This window comes from Bifidobacterium callimiconis (genome assembly GCF_003952005.1).
Lineage (GTDB): Bacteria > Actinomycetota > Actinomycetes > Actinomycetales > Bifidobacteriaceae > Galliscardovia > Galliscardovia callimiconis.
In genome coordinates, this window is sequence record NZ_QXGJ01000009.1 from 15759 (window position 1) to 40079 (window position 24321).

Consider the following 24321-nt stretch of genomic DNA (forward strand, 5'->3'; position numbering starts at 1 on the left):
AAATCAGCGAGTGACAAGGAGCGTTCGGCGATGAGCATGGCGATGAACAATCAGACGACATCAACACGACCGGCATCGCGAATACGAACGATGCCGTCACAAACCGGCCCGATGACGGCGTCGGCGTCGGCCGTGGCATCGACTGCCGCGGCATCGAAATCCGAGACCACCAAACTCGCCAAACGTCAGATGATCCTCGACTACCTCTACACGCACAAGAAGGGATCCCGACAGGACATCGCCTTGGCCGTGCCATGCAGTCTGCCCATCATCGCGCAGAATCTCGCCGTGCTCGAGGACGAAGGCCTGATCCAGCGCACCGGATTCCTCACCTCAACCGGCGGCCGCAAGCCGCAGAACTACGCGTTCATTCCCGAAGCCCGCATCGCAGTAGGCGTATCCGTGTTCTCCGACGGCATGGACCTGTGCGCGGCCGACCTCGACGGGCGACGACTCGCCTTCACCCACGTTCGACTTGCCTACGAAAACAGCGCGCGATTCTACGACGCCGCGTGCAACAAGATCGAGGACTTCATCAACGCGCTCGCCGGCAGGGAACGCGAGGCGCTTGCCGAACAGGCGCAGACCGACGGCGGCGACGTTGCCGCAGTGCCGTTCGATGCGCATCGTGTGCTCGGCGTCGCGTTCTCCGTACAGGGTCGCGTCTCGCCGGATGGCGAGCAGATCACGTTCGGTGGCATTCTAGGCAATACCGGTCTGTCCGTCGCGCCGTTCGCCGCACGGCTGCCCTATCCGTGCCAGTTCATCCACGATTCGTATTCGGCGGCCAGCACTGAGGTCTGGTTTGATCCCACGGTCAGCGACGCCTACTGCCTGTATCTCAACGAGCATGTGGGCAGTGCGGTGATCGTCGACGGGCGGGTTCGCCAGGGCACCGACCTGCGCAGCGGCAACTGCGAACATATGCGGCTCGTGCCCGGCGGGCGCGCCTGCTACTGCGGTCAGCGTGGATGCGTGGACGCGTACTGTTCGCGCGAGGCGTTGCTGGGGGAGAGTGGTACCGATCTTGACGAGTTCTTCGATCGTCTGCATGCCGGTGACGAGACGTGCGTGAGACTGTTCAACGACTATCTGGATGCGTTGGCGCAGACGATCACCAACATGCGTATGGTGTTCAGCGTAGACGTGATTCTCGGCGGCGAGATCGCCAGACGATTCTCGGAGGCGGACATGCGCAGGCTCGCCGAGCGGGTGCGGGCGCTCGACCCGTTCCCCGAAAGCACCGTGCAGCTGCGCAAGAGCGTGGACGAGGCCGAGCAGAGTACGCTCGGCGCTGCACTGCACTACATTCGCCGTTTCGTAGACGCCAACACCGGGCGATGATATCTGTGGCTCCCCTCCGTGGGAGGGGAGCTGGCCGCCGCAGGCGGACTGAGGGGAGGACTTGTGAGGGGATTAGCCTGACAGCTCCCCTCAGAGAGGGGAGCCTGGATACTAGCGGTCCTGGAGGAGGCCGTTGGGGGGAGTGAGGACGAGGTAGCCCTCCTCCAAATCCACCTCAGGCACGATCTCCTCGACGAAGGGGACCAGTGATTCAGCACCGCTGGGCTCGGTGATCTGCAGCAGATCCTGCGCGGGACCGTCGATCACATCGGTCACCTTGCCGGCCACCACATACGATCCAGCGGTGTCGGCATCGGCAGAGCTATCATCCGACTCGTAGATACGGGCCTCAAGACCAATAAGGTCCTCCATGTAGAACCCCCCATCCTCATCATCGTCGGAATACACGGGTTCCACATACAGATCGGTGCCGTTCAGCGCCTCCGACGCGTTACGGTCGGCAACGCCCTTGAACAACACGATCCAACGTTCCTTGAATTTGCGTGACTTCGCGACCGTGAACTCACGGCCATCGCGGGTCAGCAGCACGGAACCGGGGGCGAAACGCTCCTCCGGTTCGTCGGTGAAGACACGGACGTTCACTTCGCCCTTCAGTCCCTGAGCGCGTCCGATACGGCAGACCCTCAGCAGCTCGCGCTGCTGAGGGTCCTCGTTATGCTGTTCAGCCATCGCTCAGCGGACATCCATGATGTCGACACGAACCTTGTGATCGGACAGCGCCTGCACCACGGTGCGAATGGCGTTGGCGGTGCGACCGCCACGTCCGATGACGCGTCCGATGTCCTCCGGGTTCACCCGCACGCGAAGCAGTTCGCCGCGGTTGTTCTCGTGGGACTTCACGGAAACGTCGTCCGGGAAATCAACGATGTTCTTAATCAGGTGTTCGACGGCTTCGGCAAGCATGATTACTCAGCCTTCTCCTCGGCGGCTTCCTCAGCCGGGGCTTCCGCTTCTTCAGCGGCCTTGGCGGCTTCGGCCTCAGCCTTGGCCTTGGCCTCAGCTTCGGCCTTGGCGGCCTTCAGCTTCTGGGCCTCATCGGCGGCAGCGGCCACGCGGGCTTCGGCATCCGGGCCTTCCTCGGCCACCTTCAGCGTGCCCTCGGCACCCGGCAGACCCTTGAACTTCTGCCAGTCGCCGGTGATGTTCAGCAGCTTGAAGACGGCTTCGGTCGGCTGGGCGCCAACGCCGAGCCAGTACTGAGCGCGATCAGACTTGATCTGGATGAGCGAGGGCTGCTTGTTGGGATCGTAGATACCGATCTCTTCAATGGTCTTGCCATCACGGGCCTTGCGGGAATCCATGATCACAATACGGTAGAAGGCGTAGTGCTTCTTGCCCAGGCGCTTCAGACGAATCTTGGTTGCCAAAATGGCTCTCCTTATGTATTAGGGGTGTGCATCTTTGGTTTCGTGTGGGGCACGGAAACCGCGATCCACGTGTTCCTCATAAGAGACGGAGTTAGAGGGCGCCACCTCTTACGAATAACCTGAATATTTTAACCACAGCGCCCCGACATCTTCCGGCGTGTCGCGGCGTGCGGCTGAGGTTCGGTGTGCTATGCCACCTCGAGTTCCACGACAAGGGCCTTGTGGTCGGTTTTCGGCACGGTATAGGCGTGCGCGGATCGTGCACGAATGCCCTGCGTGTGCAGCACGTGGTCGATCTCGATGAGTGACGGGAACGTGGGCCAGCTGGCTGGGAACGTCGTGTTGAATCCGGCGTGCAGTTCGAACGACGAATCCGCCAGTCCCGATCCCTGACGCAGCGCATCGCGGAAACTTGGATGATAGATGCTCGAGTTCATATCGCCCATCACCACGGCCGCGTGATGCGGCACGGGACCGCGGTCCGGCTCGGAGAAGTCAGGCAGTTCGATGACGGCGGTCTCCGTGACATCGGGCGCCGGCTCGGCGTTCGACGAATCCTCGTCGGAGTCATCCCTCACGCCGCGCGTGATGATGTCGGCAAGCTCGGGCGGAAGACCGGCCAGCAGGTCGGCGTTGGGCGTTACGTCATTGCCGTTATCGGCAACGTTATCGCCGGTGCCAGCCATGTCGTCGTCGGCGCAGCAGTTGAACCCCTCCTCGTTACGGCTGTCGGCACGCAACGCGAACTGGCCGAGCGCACGCACGCCGTCGCTCCAATCCTTACCGCTGCGCGGCGGCGACTTGGGATGCACGGAACTGAACTCCACACACTGGTCGCCGATGCGAACGGTGGCCACCGGGGCGGCCGCGGCGCTGATGTTCACCGACGAATCGCCGAAGATCGCCGGCTTGAGCCGCATGAACAGGGCGTTCGACCCCGCGTTGTCGTCGTCGCGCACCGCACCGAGCACACGATACGGCAGTTCATCGCCGATATGCGAGATGTCGAGACGCTTGATGAACGCGGTGTTGACCTCCTGCACGGCGAGGATGTCGATGTTCTCCTGCTTGACCAGATGCATGATCGTGCCGGTGTCCGCACGGCCGTAGCGCGTATTGAGCGTCATCACGCGGATCGTGTGATGATCGTCGGCGGTGGCGGTTGATGTTACGTCAGCCGAATCGGTCGAGGACGCATCAGTATCCACAGGCTGTGGAAGAACGGAAGAAGTCTGGGGATAATCATCAGCCGACTTCGTGGAATCGTCCGACGATTCGGTTTCGGCGGCGAACGAACTGTCGGCATACTCGCCGTCTACCGGCAGAGTCTGTACCGGCACGCCGAGAATCGGAGCCAGCGCACTCGGAATCGGCATGACATAGCCGATCTGCCAGGCCGCCTGAACGAGCAGCAGCACAACGGTTACGCCGAACTGCGGCCAATTGCCAGTGAAACCGGTCGCCGGCAACAGCAGCACGAGCGGCACCACGAGCAGCGGAATCAAGGCGATCACCTCGGGCAGAGGGCGATACTGGTCCCAACCGGCGGGCAGGTATTTCAACGCCATCCAACACGTGATCAACACGATGATGACCCAAAAAAGCACGAGGCGTCTCCTTGCTGTAGTCGTTGCCATGATTGCTGTTTTCACCGTTCGTGGCTACCTGTTTTTGTCCGCCTTGCGATTATACGAACCGGTTTTGGAGGATTTGCGCATACGGGAGATACGGCATGAGGTTCCCGACCATGTCTTTACGAATCGTTCGAATGGAAAACCTCCGTAGGACATAAAAAATGCTTCCCCTTGAGGGGAAGCTGTCACGCGAACGCGTGACTGATGAGGTGATGTGCGAGCGGATCGTATGGATGATTGGAATCGTCTTCGACGATCAATTCTGCGCAGTCATTCCGACTGCGATTCACCTCATCAGTCAGCCTTGCGGCTGACAGCTTCCCCTCAAGGGGAAACCTGAGGGGCTGAGGGAGTTGGAGATCAGCGACCGAAGAGGCCTCCGATGCCGCCGCCGAGGTTCGGCGGGAGCTCGGGCTGGCCGTTGCCGCCGAGCGCGTTCTGCAGGCCCGCCGGAAGCGCCGGATTCTGCGGCTGCTTCTGGAACGCGGAGCCGCCGCTCTTGCCTGAACCGGAGCCCTTGCCGCTCAGGCGCTCGCGCAATGCCTTCTCCTCGGCCTCGCGCTTCATCGGGTTTCCGGACTTGCCGCCCTTCTTCTTGCCTTTCTTGCCCTTGCGCGCGCTCTTGCCGCCGGGGCCGCCGAAGCCACCCATGCCCGGCACGCCGCGCGAACCGTTGCTCATGCGCTTCATCATCTTGGACGCCTGCTCGAAGCGCTGCAGCAGCGCGTTCACCGCGGACACGGTATTGCCCGAACCGTAGGCGATACGCGCACGACGCGAACCATCGATGATCTTCGGATTGCGACGCTCCTCCGGAGTCATCGAACGGATAATGGCCTCGGTGCGGTCCACCTCCTTCTCATCGAACGCCTCAAGCTCCTTGCGATGCTGGGCCATGCCCGGAATCATGCCGAGCAGGTTCTTCATCGGGCCGAGCTGGCGCACCTGCTGCAGCTGCTCCAGGAAGTCGTCGAGGCCGAAGCTGCCGTCGGAGATCTTCTCGGCGGCCTTGCGGGCCTCCTCCTCGTCGAACTGCTTCTGCGCCTGCTCGATCAGGGTGAGGATATCGCCCATGTCGAGGATTCGCGAGGCCATACGATCGGGGTGGAACACCTCGAAGTCCTTCAGACCCTCGCCGTTGGACGCGAACAGGATCGGCTTGCCGGTCACGCTCGCCACGGACAGTGCGGCGCCGCCACGGGCGTCGCCATCGAGCTTGGAAAGCACCACGCCGGTGAAGTCCACGCCCTCGTCGAACGCCTTGGCCGTCTGCACCGCATCCTGACCGATCATCGCATCGATCACGAACAGGATCTCGTTCGGGTTCACGGCGTCACGGATGTCGCGCGCCTGCTTCATCAGCGCCTCATCCACGCCCAGACGACCGGCGGTATCGATGATTACCGTGTCATACAGCTTGGTCTTGGCCAGCTCGATCGAATCCTTGGCCACCTTCACCGGATCACCGGTGGTCAGGCCGGGAACGGTCACATCGTCGCCGCCATCGGACTGCACGCCCTTCTCCGGCGCGTACACGGGCACGCCCGCGCGCTCGCCCACCACCTGCAGCTGGGTCACGGCGTTCGGACGCTGAAGATCGGCCGCTACCAGCAGCGGCGTATGACCGGCGTCCTTGAGCCAGTAGCCGAGCTTGCCAGCGAGCGTGGTCTTACCGGCACCCTGCAGACCGGCGAGCATGATGATCGTCGGCGGGTTCTTGGCAAAGTTCAGCGGACGATCAACGCCGGCGCCCAGGATCTGCGTGAGCTCGTCGTTGACGATCTTCACCACCTGCTGGGCGGGGTTGAGCGCCTGCGAGACCTCCTCGCCGAGCGCGCGCTCGCGCACGTGGGCGGTGAAGGAACGCACCACGTCGAGCGCCACATCGGCGTCGAGCAGTGCTCGGCGGATTTCGCGGATCGTACCGTCGATGTCCGCGTCGGTCAGCTTGCCCTTGGAGCGCAGATGCTTGAACGCGCCCGAGAGCCTGTCAGTCAAAGAAGTAAAAGCAGCCATAATGACCCCAAGTCTACCGACTGTGCGGGAGAACGGGAATCAAGGCGTTCTGCCCGGCTGAAACCATCCTGGCGGGGTGGGCGGAGTGTGTTGGGATTGGATCCCTCCCATTTTGGAGTGCAGCGCGATCGTGGGTGGTGTTTTGGGGATTGAGTCCCTTCATATGCCGCATGGGCTGGGTGTGGGCATGGGGCGGATTGGAGCCCTCCCTCAGTCCGACCTGATGGTCGGACAGCTCCCTCCCCTGGAGGGAGCACAAAGAAGATAAGCTGAGTGCTCCCTCCAGGGGAGGGAGCTGGCGCGCGAAGCGCGACTGAGGGAGGGCGTGCGGCCGCATACCCGTCAGACCCCGGCCGGCCGGCTGCGCATATCCCCACTACTCCAGCTGCTCGCTGAGCTCCATCCATTCCATCTCGAGCTCGTCGTTCTCCTCGGAGATGGCCTGCAGCTGCTCGTTGAGCTTGTTCAGGCCCTCGAAATCGGTGGGATCGTGCGAGGCCATCTGCTCCTCGAGCTTGGCCTTCTGCTCCTCGAGCTTGGCGAGCTTGCGCTCGATCGCGTTCACGCGACGGGACGCCTCGTGGAACTCCTTGCCGCTGAGCTTCGGCTTGGCGGTGGAATCGGTGTCGGCGTCGCCGGCACCGGAATCGCCGCCCTCGGTCTCGGCGGTATCCGCAGCCCCAGCAGCGCTCGCAGTCGAACCGCCACGCTTCTTCCGCCCGGTCTCCGGCTCGGCCAGCACCGAGTCCCAGCCGTTCCTCTGCGCCTGCTCCACCATGTCCAGATAATCCTGCACGCCGCCGGGCAGATGACGAATCTTGCCGCCAAGCAGCGCGAACTGCTGATCGGTCACACGCTCAAGCAGATACCGGTCGTGCGAGACTACGATCAGCGTGCCGGGCCACGTGTCGAGCAGATCCTCCATCACGGCGAGCATGTCGGTGTCGAGATCGTTGCCGGGCTCGTCCATGATCAGCACGTTCGGCTCGTCAAGCAGAATCAGCAGCAGCTGCATACGGCGCTTCTGGCCGCCGGACAGGTCGCGGATCGGCGTCATCAGCTGCGCCGACTCGAAGCCGAGCCGTTCCATGAGCTGACCGGGCGTGACCTCCTTGCCGTCCACGATGTAGCTCGGCTTGTAGCGGGATAACACCTCCTTGATCTTGTATTTGCCCAGCTTCTCCAGTTCGTCGAGCCTTTGCGACAGCACGGCGAACTTCACGGTCTTGCCGATGTTCACGTGTCCCGCGGTGGGCGTGATCGTGCCGTCGAGGATCTTCAGCAGCGTGGACTTACCGGCACCGTTCGCGCCGACGATGCCGAAACGATCACCCGGACCGATCAGCCAGGTCACATCGTCGAGGATCTTACGGCCGGAGACGGTGATCTTCTGCGCGGCGGAAGTCACGTCGGTGGTGGCAGAAACGGTATCCTCATCCGCTGCGGCGGCACCCGTCGTATCGGCGTTCTCGGCAGCGGCGGTATGGGCCTCGGCAGCGGCAACGGCTTCGGGAACACCCGCGTCGACCAATCGGGGATCGTCGAGATCGGTCACGGCCACCTCGACCGAACCATGCACCTGCGGCTCGGCGTACGCGGACGGCACCACGTCCACACGTGACGTGGACTCCTCCAATGCGGCGGCATCCGGATCAAGGTCGGCCATGCCCTGCGGCTTGGTGTAGATCTGCGTCACGTCGATCAGATCCACCACCTGCTTGCCCAAGCGGGACGTGGCCATCTGCTTCAACTCAAGCGTATTGCGCACCGGTGGCACGTCGGCGATCAGCTCGCGCGCGGCCTTCACATGGAATTTCTGCTTGGTGGAACGGGCACGGGCGCCACGCGTCAGCCAGGCGAGCTCCTTGCGGGCGAGGTTGCGGCGCTTGGTCTCGCGCACGTCGGCCTGACGGTCGCGCTCCACACGCTGCAGCATATACGCGGAGTAGCCGCCCTCGAACGGTTCGATCACCCCGTCGTGCACCTCCCACATGGACTCGCACACCTCGTCGAGGAACCAACGATCGTGCGTCACCAGCAGCAGCGCGCCCTGCCCCTTGGCCCAACGGTTCTTCAGATGCTCGGCCAGCCAGTGAATCGTCACCACATCAAGATGGTTGGTGGGCTCGTCGAGCGCAAGAATATCCCAATCGTGCAGCAGCAGTCGGGCGAGATCGGCACGGCGACGCTGGCCGCCGGACAGTGACCCGATCTTCGCGTCCAGGGAAATACCGCCCAGCAGCGACTCCACGATCTCACGCGACGTATTATCCGACGCCCACTCGTAGTCCTCGCGGTTCTCCAGCGCGGCCTCGCGCACGGTGGCGTTGTCGTCGAGCGGATCACGCTGGTCGAGCATGCCGAACGTGAGTCCGCCGCGAATGGTCACGCGGCCCGAATCGGGCTCCTGCGTGCCATTGAACAGGTGCAGCAGCGTGGATTTTCCGTCGCCGTTACGGCCGACGATGCCGATGCGATCCCCTTCGAAAACGCCCTGCGTCACATCGGTGAAGATGGTTTTGGTGGCGAAGGCGAGCGATACGTGTTCAAGTCCCAAATCATAAACCGGCATGATTCACCAATGTACCGGCACCCGACGTCAGTGGTCGGGAAACGGGATCCAGAAGGGAGTCGAGGCTGATCTGGGTGGATCCGGGGCTGATCTGACGGGATCTGGGTAAAACCGGTACATAAGGAACGGGATTACGGGGCGTTCATGATACGGATATACCCAGAACGGTCCGTAATGATTCGGTTTGACCCAGAAATAGTGACCCGTTTGACCCAGATCCAGTCACCGACGACCCTAGATCCAGCTACCAGCGACCCAGATTCAACCGGTTGACCGCAAATATGGGCACCCCCGTTTTCTTATCCCACCCATTGATATAGGATGAGGGGGCTGTTGCGCCTTGACGAACATATGGCTTGCGGTTTGCAGTGTTTGACATATTCGCGTGAAGCGCGTGACATACGGTACCCCCTTGTGGGGTGACTGTGAGGACGAGAGCGTGTGTAAGAGAGGGCGGAGAGTGAGTCAGAGAACCGCAGTCGACATGAACGACACAACAGACGTGAACGATACGGCGAAGTCCGTCGCGGTCGACGACAACAAAGGCTCGGCCAACAAAGCCAACGAAACCAACGTCGCCAACGAGGAACATGAGCCTCTGAGCAGCACCGGAATCCGCCAGATGTCGAACGTGCTGTACTGGCGATTCTTCGTCAACCTGGTCCTCATGGTGCTCGACGGCACCATGCTCGTCATCGCAAACCTGATCATGTTCAACGTGGACCCGCTCGCCTACCTGCCGTACGGCGACAACTTCTGCACGCAACTGATGGCCGGCTTCCTGTTCGTCCTGCTCGGCGCCGTATACGTGGGTTGCCTGCACAGCGCCGGCATCTACCATCGTCACGTAATGGGCGACGGCTTCCAGGTGAACTACAAGATCATCGAAGGCGTGGTGAAACTGGTCATCATCCAGTGCGCCGTCAACTACATCTTCAAATACCCGCTGCCCGCCCATATTCTTTTTGAGGCGGCCGCGCTCACCCTCGTGTTCACCATGATCGAGCGCATCATCGCCCGCGTGGTCATCACCCGCCGTCGCAAAACCGGCAAATACTCGTACGCCACCATCGTCATGGGCTCGCCGAAGTGCATCGAACGCACGCTGCATCGACTGCACAAGCGCTCGCAGCTCAACTACCGCACCGTGGGCGTATGCCCGATCGGCGTGGACCCGAAGACCAAGAAGATCGTCTCCGTGCCGATCCCCGACGATGTGAACATCGACGAACACCTGACCGTACTGCCCTACAGCACCACGATCGGCGAAACCGCCGTGCAGGCCGGCGTGCAGACCATCCTCATCTGCGACGTGATCCGCCGCGACTCCGTGGAATTCAATGTGCTCTCGCTCGCCGTGGAATCGCTCGACGTGGAGATCGCGCTCGCCGCCGGCGCCGCCGACATGGGTGCGCACCGCATGTACTTCCGCAACATCCAGGGCATGCCGGTGCTGACCATGCACCTGCCGCAGTACGGCTACGCCACCCGTTTGATCAAGCGTGTGTTCGACATCGTGTGCTCGCTGCTGCTCATCATTCTGTCGTCGCCGATCACCATCATCACGGCCATCGCCATCAAGCTCGACGACCACGGTCCGGTGTTCTACACGCAGAAGCGCATCGGCCTGCGCGGCAAGCCGTTCCGCATGATCAAGTTCCGTTCCATGGTGACGAACGCCGACGAACTCAAAGCCAAGCTCGCCGCCGAAAACGGACAGTCCGACCGCTTCATCTTCAAGATGAAGAAGGATCCGCGCATCACCAAGGTGGGTCACGTGATCCGCAAGTGGAGCATCGACGAGCTGCCGCAGTTCTTCAACGTGCTCAAGGGCGACATGAGCCTGGTGGGTCCGCGCCCGCCGCTGCCCGAGGAATATGCCCGCTACAACCGCCTGTACGCCACCCGTATGTTCGTCAAGCCAGGCATCACCGGCCCGTGGCAGGTCTCCGGCCGTAGCGATCTAACCGCCGAGGAGTCGGAGCAGCTTGACGTCTCGTACGTGCAGGACTGGTCCATCACCGGCGACATCACGATCCTGTTCAAGACCGTGCAGGTGGTGCTCACGCACAAGGGTGCGTACTGATCGTGGCGGAGGATAAGGGGCAGCGTCGTATTGTACAGCCGGATTTATCCGACGTTACGCCAACCGATACCGGCCGGTCTGGAGCCGATGGCGACGGCAACGCCCCGCGTCGTGTGCGCCGACGCATGAGCCCGGAGCATATTCGCCGCATCAAACGCCGTCGCCGCAATCGGAGGATTCTCATCGCCGTGCTGGCGGTGCTGCTTGTCATTGTGGCGTGGGTGGGGGTGCTCGCATATTCTGCGTTCAAGACCAAGTCGGAGTTGGAACAGGCGGTGTCGGCCGCGTCCGTAGCGCAGAAGAAGCTGACGTCGGGTGATTCGGCGGCCGTGAAGAAGGGGCTGGCCGAGTTCAGTACACATGTGGATGCCGCATATCGTCAGACGAGCAGTTCGCTGTGGAAACCGGCCGAACTGATCCCGTACTACGGTTCAGACGTGAAGGCTGTGCGCGAGGCCGTCTCGATCATGGAGGACGTGTCGAACAACGCCGTGCCGAAACTCGCCGAGTCCGCCGATAGCCTCTCGCTCAAGGATATTGGCATGTCCAACGGTACGATCTCGTTGGGTTCGTTGGGCGCCGCCGCACAGAATCTCACCGACGCCAACAAGACGATCAACGATGCCGCAATCAATCTGGGCAACATCAACGGCACGCATATTCCGCAGCTGACGGATGCGCTGGATTCCGCGAAGAACAAGGTGACCACGCTTGCCGACGTCGTGGATCTGGCGCAACGTATTGCCAACGCCGCGCCATCCATGCTGGGTCTCGGTTCGGACGACGGCTCGGAACAGGCGGGCAAGCGGACGTATATCGTGCTGGCACAGAACAATGCGGAGCTGCGATCCACGGGCGGCATTGCCGGCTCATGGGGGAAGCTCACCATTGACCAGGGCAAGATCACACTGGAGGATTTCGCGCCATACGGTGGCCTGTCGCGGCAGGTGGATGCGTTCGAGATGACGGATTCCGAGAAGTCGTTCTTCGGTAGCGATTACCTGATGTATCCGCAGAATGTGACCGCCGATCCCGACTTCCCGCGTACAGGCGAGCTCGCCGCCGCCATGTGGAAGCAGGAGAAGGGCGAAGACGTTGATGGTGTGATCAGCATGGATCCGTATTTTCTGCAGGGATTGCTGAAGGTAACGGGCGGATTCCGATCGGTTTCCGGCGTGGACGTGACAGGAGACAACGCAGCTCAGCTGCTGCTGCATCAGGTATATCTTGATCTGCCTGATCAGGAGAGCCAGGATGCGTTCTTCGGCGTGGTGGCCGGTGAAGCGTTTCAGCACATTCTGGGATCTTTGGACGGCAAGAACTCGGCGCTGATGAAGACCGTGACCAAGTCAGTCAACGATGGTCATTTCATGGTGTGGTCGTCGCACGAGGACGATCAGCGGTATATCGACGGCACCCCCTTAGCCGGTGATCTGCAGAAGAACCCCTCCAAGCCCCAGATTGGCCTGTACTTCAATGACGGCACGATGGGCAAGGCCGACTGGTATCTCAAACGTGAAACGTCAGTGAAGGAATCCTCGGTCAATGCGGACGGTTCTCGCGTCTATACCGTGCATGTGAAGGTGACCAACACCATGACCGCGCAGGAGGCGGCTACGCTGCCTCCGCTCGTGCGCGGATATTCGGATCAGAAGACCGGCACCGAGCGCCATGGCGAGATCGTGACTGTGATGTATCTGTTCGCGCCGGCCGACGGGCGGCTCGTGGACTGGAAATTCATGGGGGCATCCGCTGGTGACGGTGATTTCGATACCGTCACGCTGTATGACGATCTCACGGCGGGGGTAAAGGGATTCACCCTTCAACCCGGCGAAAGCATTGAGATGACGGCGCGAGTTCAGACCTCGGCAACGGCCGCTGGAACGGCGGCGACATTGCGCCAGACCCCCCTTATAGAGCGGACCGATTGGTAGGGGCCCCCGTATAGGATGAGGGGGTTATAGGAACGGAAGAAATGGAGTGCGCCTCGTGACGATTCTCGGTCTTTTTAAGGCGATAAAAAGGCACATTATTCCCGCCGTAATTGTGTTTGCGGTAGTGGCGGCAGGCATGGGGGTGTATGCATTCACGCGAGTTCCAATGTATTCCGCCACCGCCACTGTATTTGCCAGCTATAAGAGTGATGCTGGTGCGGGTGGAGATGCTATGTCGCAGCGTTATTCTGCTACGTCATATATCGATACACAGTTGAAGTCATATCCGAATTTGGTAAAAACCGAGGCTATTTTGCAGCCGGTTATTGATGAACTTGGTTTGCATGTGACGGTTGATGAACTTGCCGCGAATGTTGAAGCGACGCAACCGGATGAAACATATATGGTGGATATCACGGCAACGGATCCCGATGCGCAACAGGCTGCCAAGATTGCAAATGCCGTGGCTAAGAGTCTTAAAGATCAGGTTTCCACCACTCTGTATAGTTCGGATTCAAGCGTGACTTCTCCAATCAATTTGTCCATTGTCCAAAGTGCCCAGGTTCCTAAGTGGCCAAGCTCTGCAGGAAAGAAGAATCTTATCGCTGCCGGCGCTGCTTTAGGTATTATCATGGGAGCTTTATGGGCTATAATACTTGATTTTCTGGATAAGAAAATTCGTCAGGCTTCTGATTTGCAGGAAATCATGGACGTCCCGATTCTGGGATCTCTTACACGAAACGATGTATATGCAGGTAAGGCTCCTGTAATCATTTCTCGTCCGGCTTCCCGTGAAGCCGAAGAGGTCCGTCGACTGCGTATGAATCTTACGTATGTTATGCCCGATAATGGAGAGCATCCTAATCTTATTGTCATTACTTCCGCTGGTGTTTCTGAAGGTAAGACCACCACGGCGGTAAATCTTGCAGCGGCGTATGCAGAGGCCGGTAAGAAGATCCTGCTTATTGATGCAGACCTCCGTAACCCTTCAGTTGCTAAGGCACTGTCCATGAACGGTGCTGTAGGTCTCAGTCAGTTGCTTACATATCAGGTGAAGTCTACCGACGCTATCCAGCAATATTGGAAGGAGAATTTCCACGTATTGCCAGCGGGTAAGCGTGCGCCGAATCCCGGTATTCTCTTTAATTCCAAAGCTATGAAATCATTGTTGGATCAGGTTTCCGGCCTCTATGATTACGTGATTATCGACACCGCACCACTTAAGGTGGCCAACGATGCTGCCGTCTTCGTGAAGGAAGGTGCGACCATGCTGTTCGTGTCCGGCCTTGGGCACGGGGAAAAGAATGACGTTCGTGCAGCGGTCGAAGAACTTGAAACCCTTGATGTAACTGTGGCTGGTGCCGTGTTGAACTTCTCTGAAGAGGAGAAACCGGACGATAACTATTACTACTATTACGGAGATAGTGAGGACGGAAAATCTCGCCGTAATAAGCGTAAATCTTCTCAGAAAAAACGAAAAAATACGCAGAAGTAGTTTATTTATTATCTAATTTTTCTTGTTTAAATGAGCTTAAAATGCGAGATTTTAATTCTTTGAAGATTGCTGTAGCTGGCACAGGATATGTTGGATTGTCATTAGCGACGCTACTGTCTCAGTGTCATCAGGTAACTGCAGTCGATATTGTCCCGGAGAAAGTCAATCTGATCAATCAGCGCAAGTCCCCTATTCAGGATGATTGCATTGAAGAGTTCTTCGCCAAGAAGGATTTGAATCTGACTGCAACGTTGGATGGTGAAAGCGCCTATGCCGATGCAGATTTTGTGATCATTGCCGCACCTACGAATTACGATAGCGTACGCAACTTCTTCGATACTTCCGCAGTGGAGTCCGTGATTGATCTGGTTATGAAAGTGAATCCAGATGCAATTATGGTGATCAAGTCCACTATCCCTGTGGGATATACGGAATCTATTCGTAGGAAGACTGGTTCTAAGAACATCATCTTTAGCCCTGAATTCCTCCGTGAGTCTAAGGCGCTGTACGATAACCTGTACCCGAGTCGTATCGTTGTGGGTACTGATCCTGAAGATGAGCATCTTGTGGAAGCCGCACATACATTCGCCAAGCTCCTGCAGGAAGGGGCCATCGAGGAGAATATCCATACGCTGTTCATGGGCTTTACTGAAGCGGAGGCCGTGAAGCTGTTCGCCAACACGTATCTGGCTTTGCGTGTTTCCTACTTCAATGAGCTGGACACGTATGCGGAGTCGAAGGGACTGAACACTCGCGAGATCATTGACGGCGTGTGCTTGGACCCGCGCATCGGTACGCACTATAACAACCCAAGCTTTGGTTACGGCGGCTATTGCCTTCCGAAGGATACCAAGCAGTTGCTTGCTAACTATCAGGATGTGCCGGAGGACCTTATCCGAGCAATCGTAGAATCCAACAGAACTCGTAAGGACTTTATCGCGGATAGCGCGCTTAAGAAGGCCGGCTGGTACGGGTACAGCGATAACAATGAATACGGAGCGGCCGATGAGACTCCGGTCACTGTTGGTGTGTATCGACTGACCATGAAGTCCAATTCAGACAATTTCCGCCAGTCCGCCATTCAGGGTGTGATGAAGCGTGTCAAGGCCAAGGGAGCCACTGTCATCATCTATGAACCGACGCTGGAGAACGGAACTACATTCTTCGGTAGCGAAGTTGTCAACGATCTTGCTGAGTTCAAGAAGCGCAGCGATTCCATTCTTGCCAATCGTTACGACTCCTGCCTCGATGATGTTGAGGATAAGGTGTATACCCGCGACCTGTTCCGTAGGGACTGATCGGAGTTTTTGCAAATGAGTGGAACGCCGAAAATTTGCTTTGCGGCCTCTTCAGGGGGGCATTATGAGCAGCTCATGATGCTGAAGCCTCTGATGCGGAAGTACGATAGTTTTGTTCTGACGGAGAAGACATCGTATAAGGCAAAGGCCAAAGACGAAAAGACCTATTATGTAGGTCAGATCAACCGTAAAGAAAGAACGGTACTGCTAAAGCTTATTGTCAACGCCTTTCACTGTTTGGGTATCTTCATCAAAGAACGTCCCGACGTGATTGTCTGCACTGGCGTTCTTGCTATGCTGCCGATGTGTCTTCTGATGAAATTATTCGGTAGGAAACTTATCTATATCGAATCATTCGCGAAGGTAACGTCCGCTACGGAATCGGGTAAGTTGCTGTATCGTTTTGCCGATCAGTTTTATGTGCAATGGGAGAGCATGAAGCAGATTTACCCAGATGCCATCTATCTCGGCAGCATCTACTGAGAGAGACGGACGGGAGAACCAACATGATTTTTATCACCTTGGGATCACAGAAGTTCCAGTTCGATCGTTTGCTTAAGGCGGTGGACGAACTGGTAGCCAATGGCGCTATTACCGAGCCGGTGTTTGCGCAGAGCGGATACAGTGATTATCGACCACAGCATTACGAGTTCAAGCAGTTTCTTGACCGTGATGAGTTCGCGAAGCAGATGGAGAAAGCTGATATCGTCATTACCCATGGCGGTACTGGCGCGATTATTGGCGCGGTAAAAAAAGGTAAAAAGGTTATTGCGGTTCCCCGTCTTGCTAAATACGGCGAGCATGTGGATGACCATCAGTTGCAGCTGATCAAGGAATTCAAGCAGATGGATATCATCTGTGCTTGTGATGACTGCTCTCAGTTGGCTGATGCATTGGATGAGGTGAAGCATACCGAGTATAAGCCGTTTGTCTCCAATACCCAGACGATTATTGATTCCATTGATGGATTCATTCGTGCCAGTGTGGCACATGAACGTAGTGCTGAGCATCGGCTTCGAATTTTGATGGTAGGGAATGATCCTTCTGTCAAAGGCGGAATTACCAGCGTGATAGACCAATTGCTGGATCATGACTGGAATGCGGACGGTGTAAGCATGACGTTTATTCCTACGTATATTGCATCGAACCCGATCAAGAAAGTCATTTTCTTTGGGAAAGCGTTGCGTCGTATTCGGCGATTGCTCTCGGATCCGCAGCGCCGTCCTGATGTGGTTCATATTCATATGTCATACCGCGGTAGCTTTGTACGTAAATACCAGATTCATAAGCTGTGCCGCAAGTATGGTGTGCCAGATGTGATCCATATGCATGGTTCCGAATTTGCCAAATGGTATGGAGAGTGCAAGTCATCCGAACGGGCGAAGGTTCGTACGTTATTGCGCGAAGCTAAGGCGATCATCGTATTGGGGCAGCAGTGGAACGACCGTGTCAAAGCGATCGAACCTGCCGCGAATACAGTGGTGGTCAGTAATACCGTGCATATTCCCGATACCAAGGTGCAGCAGCTGAATAATCAGCGTTTCCAGGTGCTGTTCATGGGCGTACTAATCCAGCGCAAGGGTGTATCCGACCTGTTGGATGCGGTGGCCAAGTTGAAGCGGGAAGGCCGCTTGGGGCACATTCGCGTGGTGGTTGCCGGTACCGGTGCGCAGGAAGCTGAACTGAAAACCAAGGCTGAACAGCTGGGCTTGCTAGGCGACCATAATTCGGATGATTTGGTCGTTGATTTCGCTGGATGGACTGCCGGAGAAAAGAAGCGTGAGCTTTTCGAACGAAGCCAGGCTTTGGTGTTGCCCTCGTACAATGAGGGGCTTCCCGTAGCGGTTCTGGAAGCCATCAGTTATGGCATGCCAGTGGTCGCCACGAACGTGGGAGACATCGCGTCGGCCGTGCACGATGGCGAAAATGGCTACCTGATCCAGCCCGGTGATGTAAATGCACTTGCTGATGCTCTGGAGAATATTACCGACCATGACCGTTATGATACGTTCTCTCGTAACTCTCGGGAATTGGCGGAACGTCAGTTCAGTGATGCGGAGTATTTCCGTACTTTGGTGGCGTTGTACCAGAGGGTTGCGAAGGAGGCGTGATGAAGAAGCTCAGTAAATATGTTGAATTCGCCACCACGCTTCTGCGTCAAACCGTTCAGGAGCGTAAGTTCCGGTATGGCGGAACCACGCTGAAATACATGTACCAGCCATGCAAGTCCTCGGATCGGTTGCTGGTAGTGTTCAGTGCATGCACCCGTCAGGGAATCCCGGCAAGATACAACTACATGCGCACACTTAAGGACGTGGCGATCAACAAGCTGTTTATTCTTGATGATTTCGGCGAGGATCATCGCGGCGGATATTATCTGGGTGCCTATCCCGATTTCGAGATGGAGCAAGCCACCAAGGTACTAATCGATAGGTTCCTGAGCCGTCCAGAGATCAACAAAATATGCTTTGGTGGCTCATCGAAGGGTGGCTGGTCCGCTTTGAATTTCGGCGTACAGTACGCGGGGAGGGGACTTGGTGCCGAGATCATTGCAGGGGCTCCGCAGTTCTGGCTGGGACGATATCTGATGGCTCCCGCCAATGAGATCACATTGAGGGGAATTTCAAACGGACATGATCGTAATAAAGTCGTAGCCGCTCTCGATCGACATCTTCGAGACAATATCGAAGCGAATGAGGATGCCTCCGAACAGAAGGTGTTTCTGCATTATTCAACGAAGGAACATACATACGCGGATCATATTCGTGATTTATTGGAAGTTCTTCGTAAAAGCGGATATGTGTTGATCGAGGACAAGCAAGCGTATACGGATCATGGCGATGTGAGTTTGTATTTTCCAAGTTTTTTTGTGAGCAGTCTAGCGGTCAGTTGAGGTACGAGTAAGGATTTTTGCATATGGATACGTTGATCAGCGTTATCGTTCCCGTATACAACGTAAAGCCCTATCTGCGCCAGTGCATCGAATCATTGACCCATCAGACATATCGCAATCTGGAGATCATTCTGGTGGACGATGGGTCCACTGACGGGTCCGGTGAACTATGTGAGAAGATTGCTCAGACCGATTCTCGCATAGTGGTGCTGCATAAGGAAAATGCGGGACTGGGCATGGCCCGCAATACGGGGCTAGATGCCGCCAAGGGCGAGTATGTGATGTTCATCGATTCCGATGACTTCACAGATACGCATATGGTGGAAAAACTGCATGAGCAATTGGCTCTCAACGATGCCGATACCAGTTACTGCGGATATGCCGAATACTTTGATGATGATCATACGGTCAACAAGCCCGCGATATATGATCATCGAGTTTTTCGCGGGGATACTATTATTCATAGCGTCCTGCTTAACATGATTGCCGGTGAACCGTCAGACAAAGAAGAAATTCCTTTGTCTGTTTCCGTATGGCATGCCTTGTACTCAATGCGGATCATTACCGATTATGGAATCCGATTTCCTTCAGAGCGACAGTATATTTCCGAAGATGTCATCTTTGATATCGCTTATTTGAGAAGAGCGCAGACGGTGTGCTATATTCGTGACTGTCTGTACTATTATCGACAGGCTCGCCCCGGTTCTCTGACGCAGAAGTATGACGAGGATGGCATCGTCAAACAAAAGATTCTCTTTGGCAAGATCATTTCCGATCTTGGTGAATTCCTCAATGAGAACCAGTATTTGTATCGCGTTCAGAGGATGTTTCTCGGCCGAGTCCGATATTGCATGACTTTGGCAGTGTCCTACAAGAAAACTCATGCTGGGTTTGACCTGTACGGAACCGTGCGAAAAGCGATCGAAGACGATGTGGTCCGTCAGGTGATCTCATCTTACCCATATGAAAAGAATCCGTTGCAGCTTCGTGTGATGAATTTCTGTATAGACAAGAAGTTGACTCATATCATTATTGCGCTTATTAAATTGAAGCAGACCGGTAAGCATAAAAGGTTTTAGACCTTTGATGGCCTAGCTCAAAGGATTGAGGTTTTTGAGATGAAGATTGACAGTAGAAAAGAACTGAAGAGAATCCTTATAGAAGAGAGGAAATTATATTTCGGTCATCGAGGAAGGTATCAGTTCCTGCTTCGCTTCCTGAAGCGACATCCTGATTACTTCTCTTGGAAATATGTCCGGCGTATGCGTATCACCTGTTTCTACTATGGGAAACGCAAAAGTAATCCGCTTTTTGGTTTACTGTATATGCTGAGCTCGTTGCGGATGAATATTCTCGGTAGAAAACTGGGCATTGAGACCGGAGAGAATACTTTCGATGAGGGACTGGTTATTTATCATACTCAGGGTATTGTGATTAATGGTAATGCTCGAGTAGGAAAGAATTGCCGTCTTTACGGCGACAACTGTATCGGGAATGACGGACGTCATCGTGAATGCCCCGTTCTGGGAGATGATGTTCGTGTTTGTGTGGGAGCGAAGATCATCGGTGACGTTCATATTGCTGATCATGTCGTCGTAGCCGCCGGTGCAGTCGTGGTTAAATCATGTGATACGGAATATGCGATCCTTGCTGGAGTACCTGCACGAGTGATCGCCGTTGCCGACCAACCTCTCGCATTTCTGGAGTGAGCACCATGGCTGGACGATTGGTATGGCGATTCCTCCAAGGGGATATCAATGAGTGGCTGAGGGCTCGATTTGCGCCTTCATCCTACGGTGCTGCGTGGTTGCTCTGTGCACAGGCATACTTCTTTTTCTCATATTCTGCTGTATATACGTTGCATCTTCCTCGTGTCCTGCTGTATGGTAACGATGCGTTGAACTGCTTTGTATTCATTCTGGCGTTATATGAGAGGAAGAAACTGTCGCGCTCGACCCATATGGTCATCGGTCTCATGGCTCTGTACTGTTTTACCAGTGCCATCGGTGGCATTATCTCTAGTGAACGATTGACTATTCTCCTATGGGGATATCGCAATATTGTGCGATATTTCATGTTCTTCTATTCATGTGTCGTTTTGCTGAAAAAGAACGATTTTGGAATAATTATTCGTTCCATACGAGTGATATTCTGGGCTTCTGTTCCGCTGTGCACGGTGGAACGTTTTCTGGTCACTTACTCTGAGGAAACCATTATTGGTGATATGATTGGTGGGTTTTTCTGGAATTTTTCCGGAAGTAATCTGCCTCTGAATCTGATCCTGTGCCTGTATCTCATTGATGTTTGTTCTCGATATTTTAACCGTAATGCTGGAGTAGGGCTCTTTGCTGCTGCGGCGATTGCCGCGATCTATATGGCTGCAACCGCGGAGCTGAAAGTATTCCTGGTGGAGCTGGTGGTAATTGTAATTTTTACCGCATTCGGCAAAGGAGTGTCATGGAGGACTGTACTGGCATTGCTTGTCGGTGGGGTTATGCTTTCCACGGCTTCTATGTATTTCATTGCGCTCAATGCCGGTAAGTCCACTACATATGCCGATAACTACAGTCTGCAGGGATATTTGGATTACGCCACCAGAGACACTGGGTATAATGGTACCGGTGATTTGAACAGATTCACTGGAATCGGTACGGTAGGCCATAATATTTTCCATGATGATCCATTGTCGATGCTGTTCGGCATAGGACTTGGTAACGCTGATTACACGAACTTCTTCGTCAGTGATTTTTATACGCGTTACTCATATCTCAACTATCAATGGTTTCATGCTATCTGGATGTTTATTGAAACTGGCTATGTAGGCATTGTCCTATACATGTTAATCATTGTCGTCGTTTTTCTTAAGGCTAGAAAGAAAGATATCGATGATCAATATGGTGTCCTTGTGCAAGCGACATGTATCATTATGATCGTTCTATTCTTCTATAACATCACGCTACGTTTGGAGCCATCTGCGTATCTGCTGATGCTCATAATGTCTATTCCATATGTGATGGAAGAGAATTCTGGAAAGAAAACAGTGAGGAGAAACATATGATTCCGAAAGTTATCCACTATTGTTGGTTCGGTGGTGCACCGTTGCCTGAAAAAGAGCAAAAGTGTATGGAAAGCTGGAAGAAGTTCGCTCCTGACTATGAGATCGTCAGGTGGGATGAGACCAACTACGACGTGCACAAGAACGCCTATATGGGTGAGGCCTATGACCGCAAAAAGTGGGGATTCGTCCCTGACTATGCACGTTTCGACATCATCTACGAGCATGGTGGTATCTATCTGGATACCGACGTTGAACTGGTGAAGCCGCTCGACGAATTGCTGTCTAATAAGGCCTACATGGGTTTTGAAAGCAATGAGTGGGTTAATGGCGGTATCGGATTCGGTGCAGAGAAAGGCAACTCTCTGATCAAAGGACTTCGTGATATGTATGACGCATTGTCTTTTGTTCGAGAGGATGGTGAGCTGAATACTACCCCCAGTCCCGCCTATATCACCGATTACTTGGTATCGCATGGATTGCGTCGCGACAATACGATGCAAATGCTCGAGGACAGCATGGTCATCTACCCAACTGAGTATTTTGCTGCCCGTGATTACAACACTAATAAGGTCACCATCACGGAGAACACCATCAGTATTCATCAGTATTCTGGTACATGGCAGTCTCCGAGGAAGAAAGTCGCCAGGAAGGTAAAAAGAATTCTTGGTGAGAAAATGTTTAATCGTGCTGTGGCCTTTAAAAAGGCTATACATTTGTAGGATCGATTTCATCGATGATATGAGGGATGATGTTTATAAAATCTTTTATACGCCGTATGGTGCTTGGAGCGAAAGCGAGTCCTGAGGCTTATGTGAAATTCCTCCGAGAGAAAGGCATTCGTATTGGAGAGCGTACAAGGTTTTTCTCTCCGACGACCAATACTATTGATTTGACCCGTCCATGGTTGATTTCCATTGGCGATGACGTACAAATTACCAATGGCGTAACCATATTGACGCATGGATATGATTGGTCAGTCATTAAAGGTAAATATCATGAAGTGCTTGGCTCATCCGGGAAAGTGACTATTGGCAACAATGTCTTTATTGGTATGCATAGCACGATTCTTAAGGGAGTGACTATTGGCAACAATGTTATTATTGGCGCCAACAGCTTAGTGAATGCTGACATCCCAGATAACTGTGTCGCTGCCGGTAACCCTGTGCGAGTGATTATGGATCTTGCTGAATATCGAGAAAAAAGAATTCGGGCTCAGTATGACGAAGCTGCCGAACTGGTTCGTGAGTATCGTCTTTGCTATGGTCGCGATCCCGGAGAAAAGGAGTTGCATGAGTTCTTCTGGCTGTTCACCGATGATTCTGCAACGCTTCCTGAATCATGGAAGACTGTAATGCAGCTTGTAGGGAATGAGAAGGAAGCCAATAAGAAGCTACGTCAGCATTCTCCTATGTTTAAGGATATGCAGTCGTTTCTCGAATCTGTGAAATGAGCTTAGTGTGGCAAGAGTTTGTTTTCTAGGTGGCGTGATCGCCAATTCCGGTGGTACGGAGCGTGTTGGGACAATGATTGCCAATGCGCTTGCCGAGCGTGGCCATGAAGTGACTATGCTGAGTTTTTGGGATCATGGCAAGCCGTTTTTCCCGGTGAATGAGCATGTCACCGTGGATTATCTGATGCGATCCGGTCTGGACGGGAAGCTCTACCGCACCTATATCTATCCGATTCTCAAACTGCGGAGCTATGTGAAGAAGCACCGATTCGATGTGCTTATCGACATTGATTCGGTGCTTGCTTACTGGTCTGTACCGGCATTGCGTGGACTTCCCTGCAAGCACATCGTGTGGGATCACTTCAATTACCGTCATATTCAGACTGAGCCTAGGCGAGTCAAGGCCTATGAACTGACCCGTGACCATGCCGACAAGCTGGTGCTGCTGACGCAGCAGGACTGTGACATGTACGTTCAGGCAGGATTTCCGCCCAGCAAACTTCATGTCATCAACAATCCGACCCCGTTTGAGGGTGTTCGACGTTCTCCTCGCGAGGGGCATATTGTGCTGTCCGTGGGCAGGCTGACGGATCAGAAGGGATACGATCGTCTCATTGCGGTATGGTCCCGAATCAGTGATCAAGTTGGTGACTGGAAGTTGGTCATCGTCGGATCCGGAGAACTGGAATCCTCACTCAAGCGCCAGGTGATGGATGCGAATATTGACAATATCTTGTTCGTTCCTGCGACAAAGGATGTCGAGCATTGGTATGATCGGGCGTCCATTTATGCGATGACATCCCGGTTTGAGGGATTCCCCATGGTGCTGTTAGAAGCCATGGCCAAGGGGCTGCCTATCATCGCTTATGATTGTCTTACCGGACCACGAGAGATGGTGCATGATGGTGAGACCGGATATTTGGTTCCCGATGGAGATGCGAATCAATTTGCTCAAAAACTATTGAAGATGTTGAGCAATAGGAGTTTGCAGGATCAGTACTCTCAAGCTGCCTTACATGCTGTGAATCGGTTCTATCTCAGATCTATTGCTGATCAATGGGAAAGTCTGATAAAAGATATTTTAGAGTAAATACAAAAGGTCATATTAGTTTTAGTAATCAGAGTTCCTAGAGTGATAGGCTATTGAAGATAG

The 24321-nt window shown here is 55.1% G+C and carries 19 protein-coding genes and 2 pseudogenes; 14 read left to right on the forward strand and 7 right to left on the reverse strand.

The window, feature by feature from the left end; genetic code table 11:
• Positions 1-90: 90 nt before the first annotated feature.
• Positions 91-1344 (forward strand): ROK family protein, encoded by a 1254-nt coding sequence (locus D2E23_RS08755; protein WP_164520757.1) that lies wholly within the window; start codon positions 91-93, stop codon positions 1342-1344.
• Positions 1345-1455: 111 nt separating this feature from the next.
• Here the strand turns inward: D2E23_RS08755 and rimM are convergent, their stop codons facing one another.
• From rimM to D2E23_RS08785, 7 genes and pseudogenes are all read right to left on the reverse strand, one after another.
• Positions 1456-2034 (reverse strand): ribosome maturation factor RimM, encoded by a 579-nt coding sequence (gene rimM, locus D2E23_RS08760; protein WP_126030544.1) that lies wholly within the window; start codon positions 2032-2034, stop codon positions 1456-1458.
• 3 nt (positions 2035-2037) lie between these two features.
• Positions 2038-2268, reverse strand: coding sequence for an RNA-binding protein (locus D2E23_RS08765; RefSeq protein WP_093960891.1), 231 nt, complete (start codon positions 2266-2268; stop codon positions 2038-2040).
• Between the two features lie 2 nt (positions 2269-2270).
• Positions 2271-2732: a 30S ribosomal protein S16 gene (gene rpsP / locus D2E23_RS08770; RefSeq protein WP_093960892.1), complete on the reverse strand. Its 462-nt coding sequence runs from the start codon at positions 2730-2732 to the stop codon at positions 2271-2273.
• Positions 2733-2920: 188 nt separating this feature from the next.
• Complete coding sequence (locus D2E23_RS08775; RefSeq protein ID WP_164520758.1) at positions 2921-4339, reverse strand: endonuclease/exonuclease/phosphatase family protein; 1419 nt, start codon at positions 4337-4339, stop codon at positions 2921-2923.
• Between the two features lie 387 nt (positions 4340-4726).
• Complete coding sequence (gene ffh / locus D2E23_RS08780; RefSeq protein ID WP_126030546.1) at positions 4727-6382, reverse strand: signal recognition particle protein; 1656 nt, start codon at positions 6380-6382, stop codon at positions 4727-4729.
• Between the two features lie 376 nt (positions 6383-6758).
• Positions 6759-7004: pseudogene (locus tag D2E23_RS12040) on the reverse strand (ABC transporter C-terminal domain-containing protein); the annotation flags it as partial.
• A 147-nt stretch (positions 7005-7151) separates the two neighbouring features.
• Positions 7152-8954: pseudogene (locus D2E23_RS08785) on the reverse strand (ABC-F family ATP-binding cassette domain-containing protein); the annotation flags it as partial.
• Between the two features lie 484 nt (positions 8955-9438).
• Here D2E23_RS08785 and D2E23_RS08790 point away from each other — a divergent pair.
• From D2E23_RS08790 to D2E23_RS08850, 13 genes are read left to right on the forward strand one after another with little or no spacing between them, the layout of a single operon-like run.
• Positions 9439-11040, forward strand: coding sequence for a sugar transferase (locus tag D2E23_RS08790; RefSeq protein WP_126030548.1), 1602 nt, complete (start codon positions 9439-9441; stop codon positions 11038-11040).
• 2 nt (positions 11041-11042) lie between these two features.
• On the forward strand, positions 11043-12974 hold the full coding sequence (locus D2E23_RS08795; protein WP_126030549.1) for a DUF4012 domain-containing protein: 1932 nt from the start codon (positions 11043-11045) through the stop codon (positions 12972-12974).
• 55 nt (positions 12975-13029) lie between these two features.
• On the forward strand, positions 13030-14469 hold the full coding sequence (locus D2E23_RS08800; RefSeq protein ID WP_241227266.1) for a tyrosine-protein kinase domain-containing protein: 1440 nt from the start codon (positions 13030-13032) through the stop codon (positions 14467-14469).
• 59 nt (positions 14470-14528) lie between these two features.
• Positions 14529-15767 carry a nucleotide sugar dehydrogenase gene (locus tag D2E23_RS08805; protein WP_164520767.1) on the forward strand — a complete coding sequence of 413 codons (1239 nt, stop codon included), beginning with the start codon at positions 14529-14531 and terminating at the stop codon, positions 15765-15767.
• Between the two features lie 15 nt (positions 15768-15782).
• Entirely contained in the window at positions 15783-16250 is a 468-nt protein-coding gene (pssD, locus tag D2E23_RS08810) for a PssD/Cps14F family polysaccharide biosynthesis glycosyltransferase (protein ID WP_126030551.1), read from the forward strand.
• A gap of 23 nt (positions 16251-16273) precedes the next feature.
• Positions 16274-17878, forward strand: coding sequence for a PssE/Cps14G family polysaccharide biosynthesis glycosyltransferase (gene pssE, locus D2E23_RS08815; protein WP_126030552.1), 1605 nt, complete (start codon positions 16274-16276; stop codon positions 17876-17878).
• Positions 17878-18660: a Two component regulator three Y domain-containing protein gene (locus D2E23_RS08820; RefSeq protein ID WP_126030553.1), complete on the forward strand. Its 783-nt coding sequence runs from the start codon at positions 17878-17880 to the stop codon at positions 18658-18660. Before pssE ends, D2E23_RS08820 begins: the two co-directional genes overlap by 1 nt.
• Before the next feature lie 23 nt (positions 18661-18683).
• Positions 18684-19739: a glycosyltransferase family 2 protein gene (locus D2E23_RS08825; RefSeq protein ID WP_126030554.1), complete on the forward strand. Its 1056-nt coding sequence runs from the start codon at positions 18684-18686 to the stop codon at positions 19737-19739.
• A gap of 39 nt (positions 19740-19778) precedes the next feature.
• Positions 19779-20369, forward strand: a complete 591-nt coding sequence (locus D2E23_RS08830) for an LbetaH domain-containing protein (RefSeq protein WP_126030555.1) — start codon at positions 19779-19781, stop codon at positions 20367-20369.
• A 5-nt stretch (positions 20370-20374) separates the two neighbouring features.
• Positions 20375-21718: a 3-phosphoshikimate 1-carboxyvinyltransferase gene (locus tag D2E23_RS08835; RefSeq protein WP_126030556.1), complete on the forward strand. Its 1344-nt coding sequence runs from the start codon at positions 20375-20377 to the stop codon at positions 21716-21718.
• Positions 21715-22437, forward strand: coding sequence for a glycosyltransferase family 32 protein (locus D2E23_RS08840; protein ID WP_126030557.1), 723 nt, complete (start codon positions 21715-21717; stop codon positions 22435-22437). The genes D2E23_RS08835 and D2E23_RS08840 overlap by 4 nt, the downstream gene beginning before the upstream one ends.
• Positions 22438-22463: 26 nt before the next feature.
• Positions 22464-23168 carry an acyltransferase gene (locus tag D2E23_RS08845; RefSeq protein WP_126030558.1) on the forward strand — a complete coding sequence of 235 codons (705 nt, stop codon included), beginning with the start codon at positions 22464-22466 and terminating at the stop codon, positions 23166-23168.
• Positions 23169-23175: 7 nt separating this feature from the next.
• Positions 23176-24258 (forward strand): glycosyltransferase family 4 protein, encoded by a 1083-nt coding sequence (locus D2E23_RS08850; protein ID WP_126030559.1) that lies wholly within the window; start codon positions 23176-23178, stop codon positions 24256-24258.
• The last annotated feature ends 63 nt before the right edge of the window (positions 24259-24321 follow it).

Bases quoted from the DNA above. Each gene is read 5' to 3' on its own strand.
- rimM (WP_126030544.1), bottom strand. From the start codon at position 2,034: ATGGCTGAACAGCATAACGAGGACCCTCAGCAGCGCGAGCTGCTGAGG.
- ffh (WP_126030546.1), bottom strand. From the start codon at position 6,382: ATGGCTGCTTTTACTTCTTTGACTGACAGGCTCTCGGGCGCGTTCAAG.
- D2E23_RS08765 (WP_093960891.1), bottom strand. From the start codon at position 2,268: ATGCTTGCCGAAGCCGTCGAACACCTGATTAAGAACATCGTTGATTTC.
- D2E23_RS08755 (WP_164520757.1), top strand. From the start codon at position 91: ATGCCGTCACAAACCGGCCCGATGACGGCGTCGGCGTCGGCCGTGGCA.
- D2E23_RS08825 (WP_126030554.1), top strand. From the start codon at position 18,684: ATGGATACGTTGATCAGCGTTATCGTTCCCGTATACAACGTAAAGCCC.
- D2E23_RS08840 (WP_126030557.1), top strand. From the start codon at position 21,715: ATGATTCCGAAAGTTATCCACTATTGTTGGTTCGGTGGTGCACCGTTG.
- D2E23_RS08830 (WP_126030555.1), top strand. From the start codon at position 19,779: ATGAAGATTGACAGTAGAAAAGAACTGAAGAGAATCCTTATAGAAGAG.
- pssE (WP_126030552.1), top strand. From the start codon at position 16,274: ATGATTTTTATCACCTTGGGATCACAGAAGTTCCAGTTCGATCGTTTG.
- D2E23_RS08790 (WP_126030548.1), top strand. From the start codon at position 9,439: ATGAACGACACAACAGACGTGAACGATACGGCGAAGTCCGTCGCGGTC.
- pssD (WP_126030551.1), top strand. From the start codon at position 15,783: ATGAGTGGAACGCCGAAAATTTGCTTTGCGGCCTCTTCAGGGGGGCAT.
- D2E23_RS08835 (WP_126030556.1), top strand. From the start codon at position 20,375: ATGGCTGGACGATTGGTATGGCGATTCCTCCAAGGGGATATCAATGAG.
- D2E23_RS08820 (WP_126030553.1), top strand. From the start codon at position 17,878: ATGAAGAAGCTCAGTAAATATGTTGAATTCGCCACCACGCTTCTGCGT.
- D2E23_RS08845 (WP_126030558.1), top strand. From the start codon at position 22,464: ATGATGTTTATAAAATCTTTTATACGCCGTATGGTGCTTGGAGCGAAA.